The organism is Pseudomonas sp. zfem003 (assembly GCF_032621675.1).
In the GTDB taxonomy this organism is placed as follows: domain Bacteria; phylum Pseudomonadota; class Gammaproteobacteria; order Pseudomonadales; family Pseudomonadaceae; genus Metapseudomonas; species Metapseudomonas otitidis.
The window spans coordinates 256176-271954 of sequence record NZ_JAVYJG010000005.1; the positions used below are offsets into that span (position 1 = coordinate 256176).

A 15779-nucleotide genomic window follows, 5' to 3' on the forward strand; every position below is an offset into this window, starting at 1 on the left:
CAATGCCCGGGGATCAGAGCAGCTCGAACTGTTCCGCTGCCGGGGCCACCTCGGGCTCGACCAGGGCGGGCAGGCCCGGCAGGCGTCCCATCAGGCCGTCGTGGAAGCGCCTGGCCTGGGCGGCGGCCAGGTGGTTGTCGGGGGTGTGCAGGAACACGTAGGGCGTGAAGCCCTCCTCGATCCAGCCGGCCACCTTGTCCAGCCAGGGCTCCAGCCACACCTGGTTGGCGTCGAGGTCAGGGCCGCCGATGAAGCGCACCTGCGGGGCGCGGCTGAACGCCGCCGGGCGCACCGGTACACGTGGCTTCTTCGATTGCGCGTGGCGAACGGCCGGGTCGTCGGACTCACAGGCGAACAAGGCCCGGGAATCCAGGCAGATGCGCTCCACACCACGCTCATGGAGCAGGCGGTTCAGGGCCTTCTCCTCCTCGCCCCGGGCGAAGAAAGCGTTGTTGCGCACCTCCACCGCCACGGCGCGGTGGGAGAAGGTATCGAGCCAGTCCGCCAGCTCGCCGAGTCGCTGTGGCCCGAAGCTGGCCGGCAGTTGCAGCCAGAGCGGCGCGACCCGCCCACCGAGCGGTTCGAGCAGGTGCAGGAAGGCCTGGGTGGCCTCGACCTTGTCCCGCAGGTCGCCTTCGTGGCTGATGTCCCGGGGCAGCTTGGCGCAGAAGCGGAAGCCCTCCGGCATCCGCTCGGCCCATTGCTGCAGGGTGGCGGGCGCGGGACGGGCATAGAAGGTGGTGTTGCCCTCGACGGCGTTGAACACCCGGGCGTAGTGCTCCAGGGTTTCCGCCGGGCGGACGTCGTCAGGGTAGAGGGAACCGCGCCAGGCTGGCTCGTTCCAGGACGGGCAGCCGAGGAAGTACGGCAGCATCAGGCGTAGAGGTCGAGTCCGAGGACTTCCGGCGCGTCGGCTTCGGAGGCGAAGCTGGCCGTGGAGCTGTAGCTGGCGATGGCCTGGTAGGCCCGGTTGCTGAGGTTGCGCGCGGCGGGTTGCTGCAGATCCTGGGGACGGGCCGGCAGGGAATTGCTGCTGGCATTGCCCGCCTCCACCTTGCGGGGCTGGGCGACCTGTTCGAAACCCTGGGTATTGCCGGGGCTGGACGGCGTATCACGGCGCGCTTCGACCTCGCGCTGCACCTCGCGGAAAGCATTGGTCGCGCTGCCCTGGCGAGGGCTGCGGTCCAGCGAGATGGAGGAGGTGAAACCGTCGATGCGCATTGCGAGCTTCTGCTGTCCCTAAAGGCGGGCGTGAACGGAGTGGAATCTAGCCGGGCGCCGGGTGATTTTCAATCGGCACGGACGTCCGGCCATACCGGCCGTCGCCTATGGCGACCGCCGATGTTTCCCCTCAGACCGGCGCCTTGGGGGTGGCCACGTTGTCACGCAGGTACACCGGCTGCGCCGCGTCGGCCGCGACGGCCTCGCCACGGGCCCAGGCAAAGCCGGCCAGGGCGAGCAGGTCCTGGGCGTGGGGCAGCAGAGCGGCGTCTCGCCCCTGGGTCGGCACCGCCAGGCGCTCGCCGTAGGTGCCCCAGCCGGTGCCGGCACCGAACCAGTCGCCCGCTGCATCGCGGGGCAGCGCCACCTGCTCCGGCGGCAGGACCGCCTCGACACCGGCCAGGCGCATCTCGCCGGCTTCCAGGCGGTAGCAGCCCCAGTAGACCTCGTCCATGCGCGCGTCGATGGCGGCGGCCACCTGGGTCACGCCCTGCTCCCGGTGGGCACGCTGGGCCAGCACCGCGAGGTTGGAAACCGGCAGTACCGGGCGCTCGAGGGCGAATGCCAGCCCCTGGACCACGCCGATGGCGATGCGCACCCCGGTGAAGGCACCCGGGCCACGGCCGAAGGCGATGGCGTCCACGGCGGACAGGGCGACCCCGGCCTCGCCCAGCAAGTCCTGGATCATGGGCAGCAGGCGCTGGGCGTGCTGCCGGGGAATCACCTCGTAATGGCTGAGCACGCGCCCTTCATGCAGGAGGGCGACGGAACAGGCTTCGGTGGCGGTATCCAGGGCCAGCAGGGTGGTCATCGGGGCATCCAGGTGAGCGAAAAAAGGCGCGCATTATAAACGCCAACGGCCCGCAAGCGGGCCGTTGGTCGGGATGATCGCGAGGGATCAGGACAGGGCGGCGAACACCTTGGCGGTGATCTCGTCGACGCTGCCCACGCCGGCGACGGCGCTGTACTTCGGCGTGCCTTCGGCGGCCGACAGCTTCTGGTAGAAGTCCACCAGCGGCTTGGTCTGGGAGTGGTACACGGAGAGGCGATGACGCACGGTCTCCTCGGTGTCGTCCTTGCGCTGCACCAGCTCTTCACCGGTGACGTCGTCCTTGCCCGCGACCTTAGGCGGGTTGTAGACGACGTGGTAGACGCGGCCACTGGCCTCGTGCACACGGCGACCGGCGATGCGCTGGACGATCTCCTCGTCATCGACGGCGATCTCGACCACGTGGTCGATGCTCACGCCTGCCTCCTTCATGGCCTCGGCCTGGGGAATGGTGCGCGGGAAGCCATCGAACAGGAAGCCGTTGGCGCAATCGGGCTGGGCAATGCGTTCCTTGACCAGATTGATGATCAGGTCGTCGGAGACCAGGCCACCTGCATCCATCACGCTCTTGGCCTTCAGGCCCAGCTCGGTACCGGCCTTCACGGCGGCACGCAGCATGTCGCCGGTGGAGATTTGCGGGATGGAGAATTTCTTGGTGATGAAACCAGCCTGGGTACCTTTGCCGGCACCGGGCGCCCCCAGCAGAATCACGCGCATCGATGTGCTCCTCAAGAATTGTTTTGAAGTCTTCGGATTCGCCTCGTGGGGCCAATCTCAGTATCGGTTTCGGCGTCTTCGAGCGGCCAAAAGGTTGCTCAAGATACACAGCACCCCTATAGCGCACAAGCCGTCGAAAGTCGGAGCAAAAGGCCCTCTAGCCGGTGTTCCGCAGGCCCGCCGCGATGCCCGCCACGCTCACCAGCAAGGCCAGCTGCAGGGGGTCTTCCACGCGGTTTCCGGCCGCTCTGGAACGGGCCAGGAGCTCGGTCTGCAGCAGGTGAAGCGGGTCCAGGTATATATTCCGCACGCCGATGGCCTCGCGGGTCTCCGGACTGAGGGCGAGCAGCTCGGAATGGCCGGTCACGCGCAGTACCGACGTACAGGCCTGCGACAATAGGTCGCGTAAATGCGCACCCAGCGGACGCAGGCCATTTTCCACCAGACGTTCGTCGTAGAGCGCCGCGATCGGCGCGTCGGCCTTGGCCAGGACCATCTCCAGCATGTCGATGCGGGTGGCGAAGAACGGCCAGCTCTCGCGCATGCGCTGCAGCAACGGCCCCTCGCCCCGCGCCTCGGCGCCCTGCAATGCGCGCTCCCAGCCCAGCCAGGCCGGCAGCATCAGCCGCGTCTGGGTCCAGGCGAAGATCCAGGGGATCGCCCGCAGGCTCTCGATGCCGCCGGCCCGGCGCTTGGCCGGCCGACTGCCCAGGGGCAGCCGGCCCAGCTCCTGCTCGGGCGTGGCCTGGCGGAAGTACTCGACGAACAGCGGGTGCCCGCGCACCACGTCGCGGTAGCCGGCCAGGCCATCAGCGGCCAGCCGGTCCATAGCCTCGCGCCAGGCCGGCTCGGGCTCCGGCGGCGGCAGCAGGGTCGCCTCCAGCACTGCGGCCAGGTAGAGGTTGAGGTTCTGCTCGGCGATGTCGGGCAGGCCGAACTTGAAGCGGATCATCTCGCCCTGCTCGGTGGTGCGGAAACGCCCCGCCACCGAACCCGGCGGCTGCGACAGGATGGCCGCGTGGGCCGGGCCACCACCGCGCCCCACCGTGCCGCCCCGGCCATGGAACAGCAGCAGTTCGACGCCATGCCGGGCGCACACCTGCACCAGTGCTTCCTGGGCACGGTACTGGGCCCAGGCGGCGGCGGTGGTGCCGGCGTCCTTGGCCGAGTCGGAGTAGCCGATCATGACTTCCTGCGGGCCGCACAGGCGCGCGCGGTAGTCCGCCAGGCCCAGCAACCGGTCGATGGTCGGCGCGGCGTTGTCCAGGTCTGCCAGGGTCTCGAACAGCGGGACTACACGGATCGGCCGTTGCAGCCCGGCCTCCTTCAGCAGCAGTTGCACGGCGAGCACGTCCGAGGCCGCCCCCGCCATGGAGATCACGTAGGAGCCGAGTGATGCCGCCGGCGCCTGGGCCACCACGCGGCAGGTGGCGAGCACCTCGGCGGTGTCCTCGCCGGGCTGGTGATGAGGCGGCAGCAGCGGGCGCGGGTTGGCCAGCTCACGCAGGAGGAAGGCCAGGCGCGTGTCCTCGTCCCACTGGCTGTAGTCGCCCAGCCCGAGGTAGTCGGTGATCTCCGCCAGGGCGGCGCGGTGGCGGGCCGAGTCCTGGCGCACGTCCAGGCGCACCAGGAACAGGCCGAAGGTGGCCGCGCGGCGCAGGCAATCCAGCAGCGCGCCGTCGGCGATCACACCCATGCCGCAGGCATGCAGCGAGCGGTGGCAGAGCTCCAGCGGTTGCAGCAGGTCTTCGTTGTCCTGCAGCACGTCGGTGCCGGGCAGCCGCTCGCCGTCCAGCGCGGCCTGGGCCCAGGCACGGGTGGCGCGCAGGCGCTCGCGCAGTTGCTTGAGCAAGGCGCGGTAGGGTTCGGCCTGTTCGCCGCCGATGCATGCCAGCAACTCATCGCTGGCGCGTTGCATGGACAGCTCGGCGGCCAGGTGATCGACGTCGCGCAGGTACAGGTCAGCCGCCATCCAGCGGGCCAGCAGCAGCACCTGGCGGGTCACCGCTGCGGTGACGTTGGGGTTGCCGTCGCGGTCGCCGCCCATCCACGAGGCGAAGCGCACGGGCGCGGCGCGCAGGGGCAGGTGCTCGCCGGTGGCGGCGAACAGCGCCTGGTCGGCCTTGCGCAGCACGTTGGGCAGCGCTTGCCAGAGGGAATGCTCGATCACCGCGAAGCCCCACTTGGCCTCGTCCACGGGGGTCGGCCGCTGGCGGCGGATCTCGTCGGTGTGCCAGGCCTCGGCGATCAGCCGGCGCAACGCCAGGTGCACGGACTCGCGCTCCGCGTCGGTGAGGTCGTCATGGTCCAGGCGGGCCAGTTGCGCCGCCATGGCGTCGTACTTCTGGATCAGCGTCCGCCGGGCCACCTCGGTGGGGTGGGCGGTGAGCACCAGTTCGATGTCCAGCGTCGCCACCTGGCGGGCCAGCGCATCGGGGGCGTGGCCGGCCTGACGCAGGCGCTGCAGCAGTTCCGGCAGCACGCGCTGCTCGAACGCCAGCGGCTCACCCGGCGCCTGGCGGCGTACCCGGTGGTACTGCTCGGCGATGTTGGCCAGGTTGAGGAACTGGTTGAAGGCACGGGCTACCGGCAGCAGCTCGTCGGTGGTGAGGTCGGCGAAGGACGCCTCCAGCCGCTGCCGCCCTTCTGCCACACCCTGGCGCGCGGCCTTGGCGCCCTTGCGGATGCGCTCGATCTTCTCCAGGAAGGCATCGCCCCACTGGTCACGGATGGTGTCACCCAGCAGTTCGCCGAGCAGGTGGACGTCTTCACGCAGGCGCGGGTCGATCTCCGCCATGGCAGGCCTCTCCGGTAATGGGCAAGGGAGTTCCAGAGTGCCCATGGCAGGCATCACTGGCAAGACCGCCGCTCTACCCCGCGGCACCTGCGCTCCGGCTCGCTGCGGTCAAGGGCTGTGACCCTGCCTCGTAAATTTTCTTGAACATTTTCGACAGGCGGCCGGTCACACCCCATAAGCCAGGTCATTCGGCAAACGCCGCCTAAAAGCGGCTATCCGGCGCCAATAGGTATTCATTGGCGCGCATCTGGCAGGAAAGTAGCCATGAGGCCCCACCGGGCCGAGGTCACCAATGGAGCTGAACATGATGAAAAAGCGCGCTGCTGTAGCGAATCCGAGAACAGTGATGGCCGTGCTGGCCCTGGGCGCTACCGCCCTGCTCGCCGGCTGCGCCGGCAACCCGCCGACCGAACAGTTCGCCGTCACCAACACCGTGGTCAAGAGCGCAGTCGATGCCGGCGCTCCGCAGTACGCCCCGGTTGAAATGAAGACCGCCCAGGACAAGCTCGACCAGGCCGAGCGCCTGATGCGCAACGAGCGCTACGACGAGGCCCGCCGCGTTGCCGAGCAGGCCGAGTGGGACGCCCGCGTGGCCGAGCGCAAAGCGCTGGCGGTGAAGGCCGAGAAGGTGCTGGACGATGCCCACCAGGGTGTCCAGCAGATCCGTGAAGAGGGCTCGCGCACCCCGATCCTGGTGCAGTGAACCCCGGCCTCCGAACCCAGTTAAGGATGATCCCCATGAACAAGCTGATCAGCGTTTCCGCCCTTTCCGTGCTGAGCCTGGCCCTGGTGGCCTGCGCCTCCAAGCCGAACCCGAACCTGGACCAGGCCCGCAGCAACTATTCCCAGCTGCAGGCCGAGCCCCAGGCCAACAGCCTGGCCGCCCTCGAGACCAAGGAAGCCGGCGACATGCTCAGCCGTGCCGAGCAGGCCTACGCCGACAAGCAGGAGCCGGTGCAGGTGGACCACCTGGCGTATCTGACCAACCAGCGCGTCGAACTGGCCCGCCAGACCATCAAGCAGAAGGCCGCCGAAGAGGCCCTGGCCAAGGCGCCGGCCCAGCGTACCCAGGCCCAGCTGGACGCCCGCAACCAGCAGGTGGACGTGCTGCTCAACCAGCTCAAGGCCAAGCAGACCGACCGTGGCCAGGTGGTGACCCTGGGTGACGTGCTCTTCGAGGTGGACCGCGCCGAGCTGACCCCCAACGGCATGCAGAGCGTGCACCAGCTGGGCACCTACCTGACCCAGAACCCGGACCGCCAGGTGATGATCGAAGGCTTCACCGACAACACCGGCACCGTCGACCACAACCTGCGCCTGTCCCAGGCCCGCGCCGACTCCGTGCGCCGTGCCCTGGTGGCCATGGGCGTGAACCCGAGCCGCGTCACCACCCACGGCTTCGGCAAGGACTACCCGGTGGCCAGCAATGACTCGCCCTCCTCCCGCGCGCTGAACCGCCGGGTCGAGGTGACCATCGCCAACGGCCCCGGCCCGGTCGCACCCCGCGCCCTCTGAGGCCGTCGCGTCCATGAAGAAGCCCGCCTGATGGCGGGCTTTTTCATGCAGCGATCTTCACTCAGTGCCGCCCGTGCACACCCGGCACATGCAGGTGCCCCGCCTCGGCGCAGGCTTCGGACACCACGCTGGGCGGTGCCGGCTGCTCCAGCTCCCGCAGGATACCGCACGACTCGCTGCTGCCGGCGCCCTGGCACTGGGCGCGCAGGTCCCGCAGCTGGCCCTGCAGCGCACGCAGCTCGGCGATGCGCACCTCGACGTGGTGGATGTGCTCGTCGATCAGCCGGTTCGCCGCTGCGCAATCGGCCTCGGGGTTGTCCCGCAGGCGCAGCAGCTCGCGGATCTCCTGCTGGGTCATGTCCAGCGAGCGGCAATGGCGGATGAACGCCAGGCGCTCCACGTGGGCCTGGGTGTAGAGGCGGTAGTTGCCCTCGCTGCGCGCGGGCTCGGGCAGCAGCCCCTCGCGCTCGTAGTAGCGAATGGTTTCCACCGGGCATTCGGTCAGCCGGGCCAGTTCACCGATCTTCATGAGCAGCACTCCTTGACTCTGTAGTTGCTACAGGGTGTGCAATGACGCCCGTACCGTCAATGGAGTCCGCCATGAGCCAGGACAATTGCTGCAACCACAACCACGGACGTGCGGCCACAGCCAAGCCGAAGGCAGCCCACGGCCATCACGATCACGATCACGATCACGATCACGATCACGATCACGATCACGATCACGATCATCAGCCTGCGGGCCCCGCGCCGGAGTTGCACGCCCCGGACGCCACCCTCGGCGAGGCGCGCTGGAGCAGCCTGCGCATCGAGGCGATGGACTGCCCCACCGAGGAGCGCCTGCTGCGTGACGCCCTGGGCAAGGTCCCGGCCATCGAGGCCCTGGAATTCAACCTGATGCAGCGGGTGCTCAAGGTCCGCCACCGCTTCGTCGACCTGGCGCCGCTGCAGCAACTGGTGGCCCAGCTGGGCATGCAGGCCGAGCCCCTGGAAGCCGGCGCGCCGGCACCGGCCGAGCGCCGCAAGCCCTGGTGGCCGCTGGCCCTGGCTGGCGTCGCCGCCCTGGCGGCCGAAGCCTGCGAGTGGTTCTCCATAGGCCCGGGCTGGCTGGAAGCCGGGCTGGCAGTGCTGGCCATCCTCACCGCCGGCCTGCCCACCTACCGCAAGGGCTGGATCGCGCTGAAGAACCTCAACCTCAACATCAACGCGCTGATGAGCATCGCCGTCACCGGCGCCATGCTGATCGGCCAGTGGCCGGAAGCGGCCATGGTCAGCGTGCTCTTCGCCATCGCCGAGCTGATCGAGGCGCGCTCCCTGGAACGGGCGCGCAACGCCATCCGCGGCCTGCTGGACCTGGCGCCCGAGCAGGCCACGGTGTGGCAGGACGGCAGCTGGCAGGCGCTGTCTTCGCGCGAGGTGCAGGTCGGCGCACGGGTGCGGGTACGCCCCGGTGAACGCATCGCCCTGGACGGCGAAGTGCTGCGCGGCCGCTCCAGCGTCAACCAGGCACCCATCACCGGCGAGAGCCTGCCGGTGGAGAAGGAGCCGGGCGAAACCCTGTTCGCCGGCAGCATCAACGGCGAGGGCGAGCTGGAATACAGCGTCACCCGCGCGGCGGACGACAGCACCCTGGCGCGCATCATCCACGCCGTGGAGGAAGCCCAGGGCGCGCGGGCGCCGACCCAACGCTTCGTCGACGCCTTCTCCCGCGTCTACACCCCGGTGGTGTTCCTCATCGCCGTGGCCACTGCCGTGGTGCCGCCGCTGCTGCTGGGCGGGCTGTGGCTGGACTGGATCTACCGCGCGCTGGTGCTGCTGGTGATCGCCTGCCCCTGCGCCCTGGTGATCTCCACGCCGGTCACCCTGGTCAGCGGGCTCGCCGCAGCCGCGCGCAGCGGCGTGCTGGTCAAGGGGGGCGTGTTCCTGGAGATGGGCCGCCAGCTCGCCTGGGTCGCCCTGGACAAGACCGGCACCCTGACCCACGGCCAACCGACCCAGACCGACCACGTACGCCTGCGCGACCTGCCGGGCCTCGACCCACGCCAGCTGGCCGCCAGCCTGGCCGCCCGTTCGGACCACCCGGTGTCCCAGGCCATCGCCCGGGCGGCCGAGGCCGACGGCGTCGCCCTGCTGGAGGTGGACGAGCAAGCCGCCCTGCCCGGCCGTGGCGTACGGGGCACGGTAGCCGGGCGTGCCTGCCACCTGGGCAACCACCGCCTGGTGGAAGAGCTGGGGTTGTGCTCGCCCGAACTGGAGGCCCGCCTGGACGTGCTGGAGCGCCAGGGCAAGACGGTGATCGTGCTACTCGACGAACAGGGCCCGCTGGCGCTCTTCGCCGTGGCCGACAGCGTCCGCGAGACCAGCCGTGAAGCAGTGGCCGAGCTGCACCAGCTGGGGGTGCGCACCCTGATGCTGACCGGCGACAACCCGCACACCGCTGCGGCCATCGCCGCCCAGGTGGGCATCGACGAAGCACGCGGCAACCTGCTGCCGGAAGACAAGCTGGCCGCGATCCGCGAATGCCAGGCCGGCGGCAAGCGGGTCGGCATGGTCGGCGACGGCATCAACGACGCACCGGCCCTGGCCCGCGCCGACATCGGCTTCGCCATGGGCGCGGCGGGCACCGACACCGCCATCGAGACCGCCGGCGTGGCGCTGATGGACGACGACCTGCGCAAGCTGCCGCAGTTCATCCGCCTGTCGCGCCGGACCTGGTCGGTGCTGGTGCAGAACATCGCCCTCGCCCTGGGCATCAAGGCGGTGTTCCTGGTGCTCACGCTGATGGGCGAAGGCACCCTGTGGATGGCGGTGTTCGCCGACATGGGCGCGAGCCTGCTGGTGGTGTTCAACGGCCTGCGGCTGTTGCGCGGTGTGAAGTAGAGGAGCGGCATCGCCCGGCTACGGAACAACCCACGTAGCCCGGGCTTCAGCCCGGGGCGGTTCCCCCCAAGGAAGCAGCGGGCCCGGAATGTCGCCGGGTCATTCTGGTGCTTCAAGCCACTGAAAAGCGGTGGGCTGAAGCGGAACGCCGCCCGACCCACCCTAGGTGGAGAGGGATCAGGCGAGGGCGTTGCGGTAGACGCGGGCCATGTCGTCGGCGAAGGCCACCAGCAGCACCTCTTCCAGGCTGCTGCCGGCGGAGCGCGCTTGGCGCAGTTCGTGGACGGCCACGGCGGCAGCGGCCTCCAGCGGGTAACCGTAGATGCCGCAACTGATGGCCGGGAAGGCGATGCGCGCCAGCCCTTGCGCCTCGGCCAACGCCAGGCTGTTGCGGTAGCAGCGGGCGAGCAGCTCGGGCTCGCCCTGGTCACCGCCGCGCCAGACCGGCCCGACGGTGTGGATCACGAAGCGCGCCGGCAGGCGGTCGCCCGGGGTGATGCGCGCCTCGCCCGTGGGGCAGCCGCCGATGATCCGGCAGCGGGCCACCAGCTCCGGCCCCGCCGCGCGGTGGATCGCGCCATCGACGCCACCCCCGCCCAGCAGGGAGGAATTGGCGGCGTTGACGATGGCGTCCACATCGAGGGTGGTGATATCGCCCTGCCAGACGGTGATCTTCATCAGCGGTCTCAGCGGACTTCCTGCGGGGTTTCCTGGCCCATGCAGCGCACGGCCTGCTTCTTGTTGTCCACCAGCACGCCGGTCAGGCCCTTCTGCTGGGTGTCGAACAGCACCAGCACGCCATCGATGCACTGCGCGACCTGGTTGGCCGGCTGCAGCGAGACCTTGTAGTCCTCGCCAGGAATGGTCTTGAGCATGGTGAAGTCGGACAGCAGCAACGCGTCCTCGGGTTTGGCGAAGTGCAGGTAGCCGTAGTACCAGAGGACCATCACGGTGCCGATGATGGTGCCGACGCCGGTGAGGATCAGCGGAATGGGGTTGCGTTCGCTCATTGGGGACTCTCTGTATTCGGGACTTCAGCCAGCCGTCGCAACCCGACGAACCCCTTGGGGTCGTCGAGGTAACGCAGCATCACTTCGCGCCAGGTGGGGTCGGCAAAGGTCTGCACGTGCCCGCCCCGGGTCGGCTGGAACACCCGTGGCGGGGGCGCAGCTTGATACAAGCGCACGCCATTGGAAAGGGGCACCACCGGATCGTCGATGCTCTGGTAGATCAGCATCGGCAGCCCCTGCAGGCGGCCGATGGCGCCGATTGCACTGTCGCCATCCGGCACCAGCCAGGACAGCGGCACTTGCAGCGGCCAGGTTAACCAGGCGTTGCCGAGGGTGAATTGAGCCACGTCACGGTAGCTGGCCGGCACGCCGTCCAGCACCAGCGCCCGGACGCCGGCCCGGCGCTCGGGGTGCTCGGCCAGGTAGCGCACCGCCAGGGCGCCGCCCAGGCTCTGCCCGAGGATGATGCGCGGCTGGCCCTGGGCCTCGGGCGCACGGTCGAGCCAGTCGAAGGCGGCGTCCAAGTCGAGGAACACATCCGGCAGGGCCGGCCGGCCTTCGGAGTAGCCGTAGCCGCGATAGTCCAGCATCAGCACCTGGTAGCCCTGCTCGGGCAGCCACCAGCTGCCGCCGAGGTGGCTGGCGAGGTTGCCGCCGTTGCCGTGCAGGTGCAGCACGGTGCCCTTGACCGCCTTGCCCGGCGCCACCGGCAGCCACCAGCCGTGCAGGCGCAGGCCGTCGCGGGTCACCAGCTGCACATCGCGGTAGGCCAGCCCGGCCCGCTCGGGGGTGAAGGGCAGCTCGCGCTCGGGGTAGAACAGCAGGCCGCTGCAGCCGCTCAGCAGCGCCGCCAGCAGCAGCGGGACGAGGCGCCTCACTGGCCGCCGGCGCGGGTTTCCTCGCGCGCCTTGTAGGTGGCTTCGTAGATGCGCTCGGCCAGGCGCGAGAAGGGTAGGCTCTGGACCCACACCGTCCCGGTGCCGCGCAGGGTGGCCAGGAGGATGCCCTCGCCGCCGAAGAGCATGCTCTTCAGCCCGCCGGCCAGGCCGATGTCGTAGTCGATGCCCTGGGTGAAGGCCACCAGGCAGCCGGTGTCCAGGCGCAGGGTCTCGTTGTTCAGCTCCTTGCGGATCACCGTGCCGCCGGCATGCACGAAGGCCAGGCCATCGCCCTCCAGCTTCTGCAGGATGAAGCCTTCGCCGCCGAAGAATCCGGCGCCCAGGCGCTTGTTGAAGGCAATGCCGATGCGCGTGCCGTGGGCCGCGCAGAGGAAGGCGTCCTTCTGGCAGACCAGTTGCCCGCCGACCTGGGCCAGGTCCACCGGCACCACGGTGCCCGGGTAGGGCGCGGCGAAACCGACGCGCTGCTTGCCCTGCCCTTCGTTGGTGAAGTGGGTCATGAACAGCGACTCGCCGGTGAGCATGCGCTTGCCGGCGCCCCACAGCTTGCCGAGCAGGCCATTGCTGCTGCCGTCGCCCATGCGGGCTTCGAAGCGGATGCCTTCGGTCATGTAGTTCATGGCGCCGGCCTCGGCGATCACCGTTTCACCGGGGTCGAGGATGATCTCCACGGTCTGCGCCGAGGCGCCGAGGATGTCGTATTCGAGCTGGTGGCTGGCCATGCAGGGCTCCCTTGGAAGTGACTGGGGGATCAATCGCGAGCGCCGGCCAGGCCGCGGTTCGGCACCCCGGGGCCGAGCGCCGCAGCGTCAGAGGATGTTGGCGTAGTCCGCCTCGATGCGGTCCAGGCTCAGGTGGTTGAGGAAGTTGGAGAAGCACATCCACGCGGACAGCGCATTGAGGTCGCGGAACTGCGGCGGCAGGTACTTCGGCGGCACCACCAGGCCCTCGTCCACCAGCTGGCGCAGGGTGCGCATGTCTTCCAGGGTGGTCTTGCCGCAGAACAGCAGCGGGATCTGCTCCAGCTTGCCCTTGCGCACGGCGAGCTGGATGTAGTTGTAGATCATGATGAAACCCTTCAGGTAGGACAGGTCCTTGGTGAAGGGCAGCCCGTCCGGCGACGAGCCCCGGAACACGCGGCTGGCGCTGCCGTAGCTCTCGCCCATGCCGTAGCCCTGCTCGCGGTAGAACTGGTAGACCTCGAGGAAGTCCGCGCCCTCCTCCGCCATGTGGATGGCACGGGTGCGGTTGGTGAGCTTGCGCAGGCGCGAGGGGTAGGAGGCGAAGGCGATCACTTCCATGAGGATCGCCAGGCCTTCCTGGGTCACGGTGGACGACGGCGGGCCCTTGGCGAGGAAGGTGCACACCGGCTGGTTCTGGCCATTGAGGGTGGTGCCGACGTGCACCAGCCCTTCGTGGACTTCCAGCGCGCGCACGTCACGTTCGTTGAACAGCGCGTCGCTGCGGATCTTGATGTAGTCGGCGCCGGCCGCCGCGTCGGCAACGATGCCGTCGGACTCCAGCACGCGGATGGTCTCGTCGCCGAACACCGCCGAGAGACGGCTCTGCAGCAGGCCGACGGCGTCCTTGGCGGTGAGGGTCTTGGGCTCGTCCTTCAGGTCGCCGCGGTCGTCGATCTTGTTCAGGTAGTCCGAGAGCATCAGCCCCAGGTCGGACAGGGTCGGGTCACCGGCATGGAAGGCGTCGGAGGCCGCGCCGTAAAGCTCCTGGGAGATCAGGCCGAAATCAGGCGTACCGCGTGCTTCGAGCATGCGGATGACCATCCGGTACTCCTTGCACATGCGCCGCATGATCTGCCCCACCGGGTTGAATTGGCCGAGCTGGCGGGTGATGTCGCGTTCGATGTTCTGGAATTCGAGTTTCTTGGCCACCGGGTCGAAGGCCAGCGGCCGGCTCTCGTAATAGGCGCGGTCCACCTCGGGCATGGCCTTGCCCTTGTGCTTGAGGAAGCCCTGGCGAACGCTGTCGTCCCACTTGATGGCGTCCAGCACGCGGATCGGCGTCTGCGCCAGGACGATGCGGTCGGACAGGCTGCGGACGGTGTTCTGGTAGTCGTCAGGGACCTTGCGCCGGCTCATGGTCATTCCGCCCCGGCCCGCTGGTAGCGCGCCGCCTCGATGAACACGTCGGAGTTGGCCGGGTCGTCCAGCCAGGCCTGCAGGGTGCTCCAGGGCACGTCCAGCACCACGCCGTCGCCATCGGGCATCTCCACCGCCTCGCCCTTGAAGGTGCCGCGCTCCACTTCCTGGCGCAGGCGCTCCACGTCGAGGTTGTAGACCACCAGCTCGTTGTCGGCGGTCAGCTCGAAGCCGGCGATGGCGAAGTTAGCGCCCCACTGCTTCGGCAGCCCGGCGGAGAGGTACCAGCGGCGGCCATGGTGGGCGACGGTGAAGCCGTACTCGCGCAGGCTCTCGAGGTTGTCCTTGCCGCCCTCGAAGGTGCGGGCACGGTAGAGGTTGGAGCCGGAGCGGCTGATCTCCAGGTAGGCGCGCTCGCCCCACTCGTCCTTGCGCGACCAGTCCCCCAGCAGCGGCATGGGCGCCGGCTCGTTGGCGGGGATCGGCTCCCGCAGGGTGACCAGGCAGCCGCCCAGCAGCAGGAAGGACAGGGCAAGCAGCACGCGCCAGGGGTTCATCGTGTTCTCCTTGTTCATTAAAAACCCCGCGAGGCGGATGCCTGGAGCGGGGTTCGGCGCCACTGCGCTAGAGGTCCATCACCAGATGGAAGTAACGCCTCAGCACGGCTCGCATTTCGTTGATGTCGAGGTTATCCACACCGCCGACAAGGCCCTGATATTCCATCTGCAGAATGATGGCCGTCAACACCTTGGCGTCCTCGGCGGGCTCCTCGGTGCCCAGGACCTGGAAAAAGTGCTCCGCCCCCTGGGAGAGGATGCCCCGGTGGGCCTCGGCGAGCCCCCGCAACCCCTCGTTGATCAGCGCCTCCTGGCGGAACGCCTGTTCGGCGAGCAGCTGGGTGCGGTTCTCCAGCACCTGGCGGCGCACGTACTCGATGGCCAGTTCGACGATGCGGTCGGTCATCTCCCGGCGGGGCTCGCCGCCCTGCTCCATGGCCGCGGCCATGTCCTGCAGGTCTCCTTCGACGCTGCTCCAGAACGCGGCCATGGCCTCGGCACTGCGCTCGACGAACTGGGCGAAGGTGTCGGTGATGAGGTCGGTGATGTCCTTGAAGTAATAGGTGGTGGCCGACAGCGGCACATCCGCCTCGGCGGCCACGGCCCGGTGGCGCACGGCCCGCACGCCATCGCGGACGATGATGCGCATGGCGGCATCGAGGATGGCCTGGCGGCGCTGCTCGCTGCCGTGGCGGCTGGCCTTGCGGCCCTGGTACTGGACACTTTCGGCGAGGGCGCTGGCCGCCTGGGCGGCACTGTCACGACGGGACGGCTGGGGCAAGATGCGGGAACCTTCGGCTACGGGACGTGGATGTCAGACAGTTTCGACCAATCAGCGGTCGATTCAACTGCCACAAGGTAAGAACTTGCGTACTCGACGTGATGAGACCCGGCCGGGGCACACCGCCCGTCGTGCCGTGTGGACGACTTCCCGCTCTGACGCCTTTCGGCGCGAGAAACCGACCTGGACTTCGATCGGGCGGCACCCGGAATGCGGCGTTCAGGAGCAACCCCACCGCTCAAAGAAAGCCAAGCCTCGGCAAGGTATCAGGCTGTTTATCGAGTTCTGTGGTTGTTTTCTGTTTCGCCTTCCCAGGCGAGTTTCTTTTTTCAGTCGTCGGAATGCCGCCCACAAAAAAGAAACCAAAAAGGCTCGCCCCTGCATCCGGATCCCGCTTCGCGGGACTCCCCTCGCTCCATCGTTGCTTCGGGGGCCGGCGCGATGGGCCATCCATGGCCTGGCGCGCCTCTCGCG

General features: G+C 68.9%; 17 protein-coding genes. 3 read left to right on the forward strand and 14 right to left on the reverse strand.

Annotated elements, in window-relative coordinates; genetic code table 11:
• Positions 1 to 13: 13 nt before the first annotated feature.
• From RTK35_RS12755 to ppc, 5 genes are all read right to left on the reverse strand, one after another.
• On the reverse strand, positions 14 to 874 hold the full coding sequence (locus RTK35_RS12755) for a DUF72 domain-containing protein (RefSeq protein ID WP_142011556.1): 861 nt from the start codon (positions 872 to 874) through the stop codon (positions 14 to 16).
• A complete protein-coding gene (locus RTK35_RS12760) occupies positions 874 to 1221 on the reverse strand; it encodes a hypothetical protein (protein WP_142011558.1) in 348 nt (115 codons plus the stop codon). Before RTK35_RS12760 ends, RTK35_RS12755 begins: the two co-directional genes overlap by 1 nt.
• A 130-nt stretch (positions 1222 to 1351) precedes the next feature.
• A complete protein-coding gene (tsaB, locus tag RTK35_RS12765; RefSeq protein ID WP_044413175.1) occupies positions 1352 to 2032 on the reverse strand; it encodes a tRNA (adenosine(37)-N6)-threonylcarbamoyltransferase complex dimerization subunit type 1 TsaB in 681 nt (226 codons plus the stop codon).
• A gap of 87 nt (positions 2033 to 2119) precedes the next feature.
• A complete protein-coding gene (adk, locus tag RTK35_RS12770) occupies positions 2120 to 2767 on the reverse strand; it encodes an adenylate kinase (RefSeq protein ID WP_107330362.1) in 648 nt (215 codons plus the stop codon).
• 157 nt (positions 2768 to 2924) lie between these two features.
• Positions 2925 to 5564, reverse strand: coding sequence for a phosphoenolpyruvate carboxylase (ppc, locus tag RTK35_RS12775; protein WP_316908170.1), 2640 nt, complete (start codon positions 5562 to 5564; stop codon positions 2925 to 2927).
• A 292-nt stretch (positions 5565 to 5856) separates the two neighbouring features.
• Between ppc and RTK35_RS12780 the strand changes: the two genes are divergently transcribed.
• A complete protein-coding gene (locus RTK35_RS12780) occupies positions 5857 to 6267 on the forward strand; it encodes a DUF4398 domain-containing protein (protein ID WP_410478656.1) in 411 nt (136 codons plus the stop codon).
• Positions 6268 to 6302: 35 nt separating this feature from the next.
• Entirely contained in the window at positions 6303 to 7079 is a 777-nt protein-coding gene (locus tag RTK35_RS12785; protein WP_074974158.1) for an OmpA family protein, read from the forward strand.
• A 61-nt stretch (positions 7080 to 7140) separates the two neighbouring features.
• Here RTK35_RS12785 and cadR read toward each other — a convergent pair whose 3' ends face one another.
• Together cadR and RTK35_RS12795 are read right to left on the reverse strand one after the other, a co-directional pair.
• Complete coding sequence (cadR, locus tag RTK35_RS12790) at positions 7141 to 7608, reverse strand: Cd(II)/Pb(II)-responsive transcriptional regulator (RefSeq protein WP_044413161.1); 468 nt, start codon at positions 7606 to 7608, stop codon at positions 7141 to 7143.
• 56 nt (positions 7609 to 7664) lie between these two features.
• Positions 7665 to 7811: a hypothetical protein gene (locus RTK35_RS12795; RefSeq protein ID WP_232060805.1), complete on the reverse strand. Its 147-nt coding sequence runs from the start codon at positions 7809 to 7811 to the stop codon at positions 7665 to 7667.
• A gap of 24 nt (positions 7812 to 7835) precedes the next feature.
• Between RTK35_RS12795 and RTK35_RS12800 the strand changes: the two genes are divergently transcribed.
• A complete protein-coding gene (locus tag RTK35_RS12800; RefSeq protein WP_316908172.1) occupies positions 7836 to 9959 on the forward strand; it encodes a heavy metal translocating P-type ATPase in 2124 nt (707 codons plus the stop codon).
• A 177-nt stretch (positions 9960 to 10136) separates the two neighbouring features.
• Here the strand turns inward: RTK35_RS12800 and RTK35_RS12805 are convergent, their stop codons facing one another.
• The 7 genes from RTK35_RS12805 to RTK35_RS12835 form a co-directional block, all read right to left on the reverse strand.
• Entirely contained in the window at positions 10137 to 10637 is a 501-nt protein-coding gene (locus RTK35_RS12805) for an O-acetyl-ADP-ribose deacetylase (RefSeq protein WP_410478658.1), read from the reverse strand.
• A gap of 8 nt (positions 10638 to 10645) precedes the next feature.
• Entirely contained in the window at positions 10646 to 10969 is a 324-nt protein-coding gene (locus tag RTK35_RS12810; protein ID WP_044413157.1) for a hypothetical protein, read from the reverse strand.
• Positions 10966 to 11847, reverse strand: a complete 882-nt coding sequence (locus tag RTK35_RS12815; protein ID WP_316908173.1) for an alpha/beta hydrolase — start codon at positions 11845 to 11847, stop codon at positions 10966 to 10968. Before RTK35_RS12815 ends, RTK35_RS12810 begins: the two co-directional genes overlap by 4 nt.
• Positions 11844 to 12590: a TIGR00266 family protein gene (locus tag RTK35_RS12820; protein WP_236212341.1), complete on the reverse strand. Its 747-nt coding sequence runs from the start codon at positions 12588 to 12590 to the stop codon at positions 11844 to 11846. The genes RTK35_RS12815 and RTK35_RS12820 overlap by 4 nt, the downstream gene beginning before the upstream one ends.
• An 87-nt stretch (positions 12591 to 12677) precedes the next feature.
• Entirely contained in the window at positions 12678 to 13967 is a 1290-nt protein-coding gene (locus tag RTK35_RS12825) for a flavohemoglobin expression-modulating QEGLA motif protein (protein WP_044413148.1), read from the reverse strand.
• A gap of 2 nt (positions 13968 to 13969) precedes the next feature.
• Positions 13970 to 14524, reverse strand: coding sequence for a hypothetical protein (locus RTK35_RS12830; protein ID WP_316908174.1), 555 nt, complete (start codon positions 14522 to 14524; stop codon positions 13970 to 13972).
• A 67-nt stretch (positions 14525 to 14591) separates the two neighbouring features.
• A complete protein-coding gene (locus RTK35_RS12835) occupies positions 14592 to 15305 on the reverse strand; it encodes a TetR/AcrR family transcriptional regulator (RefSeq protein ID WP_208274901.1) in 714 nt (237 codons plus the stop codon).
• Positions 15306 to 15779 lie beyond the last annotated feature (474 nt).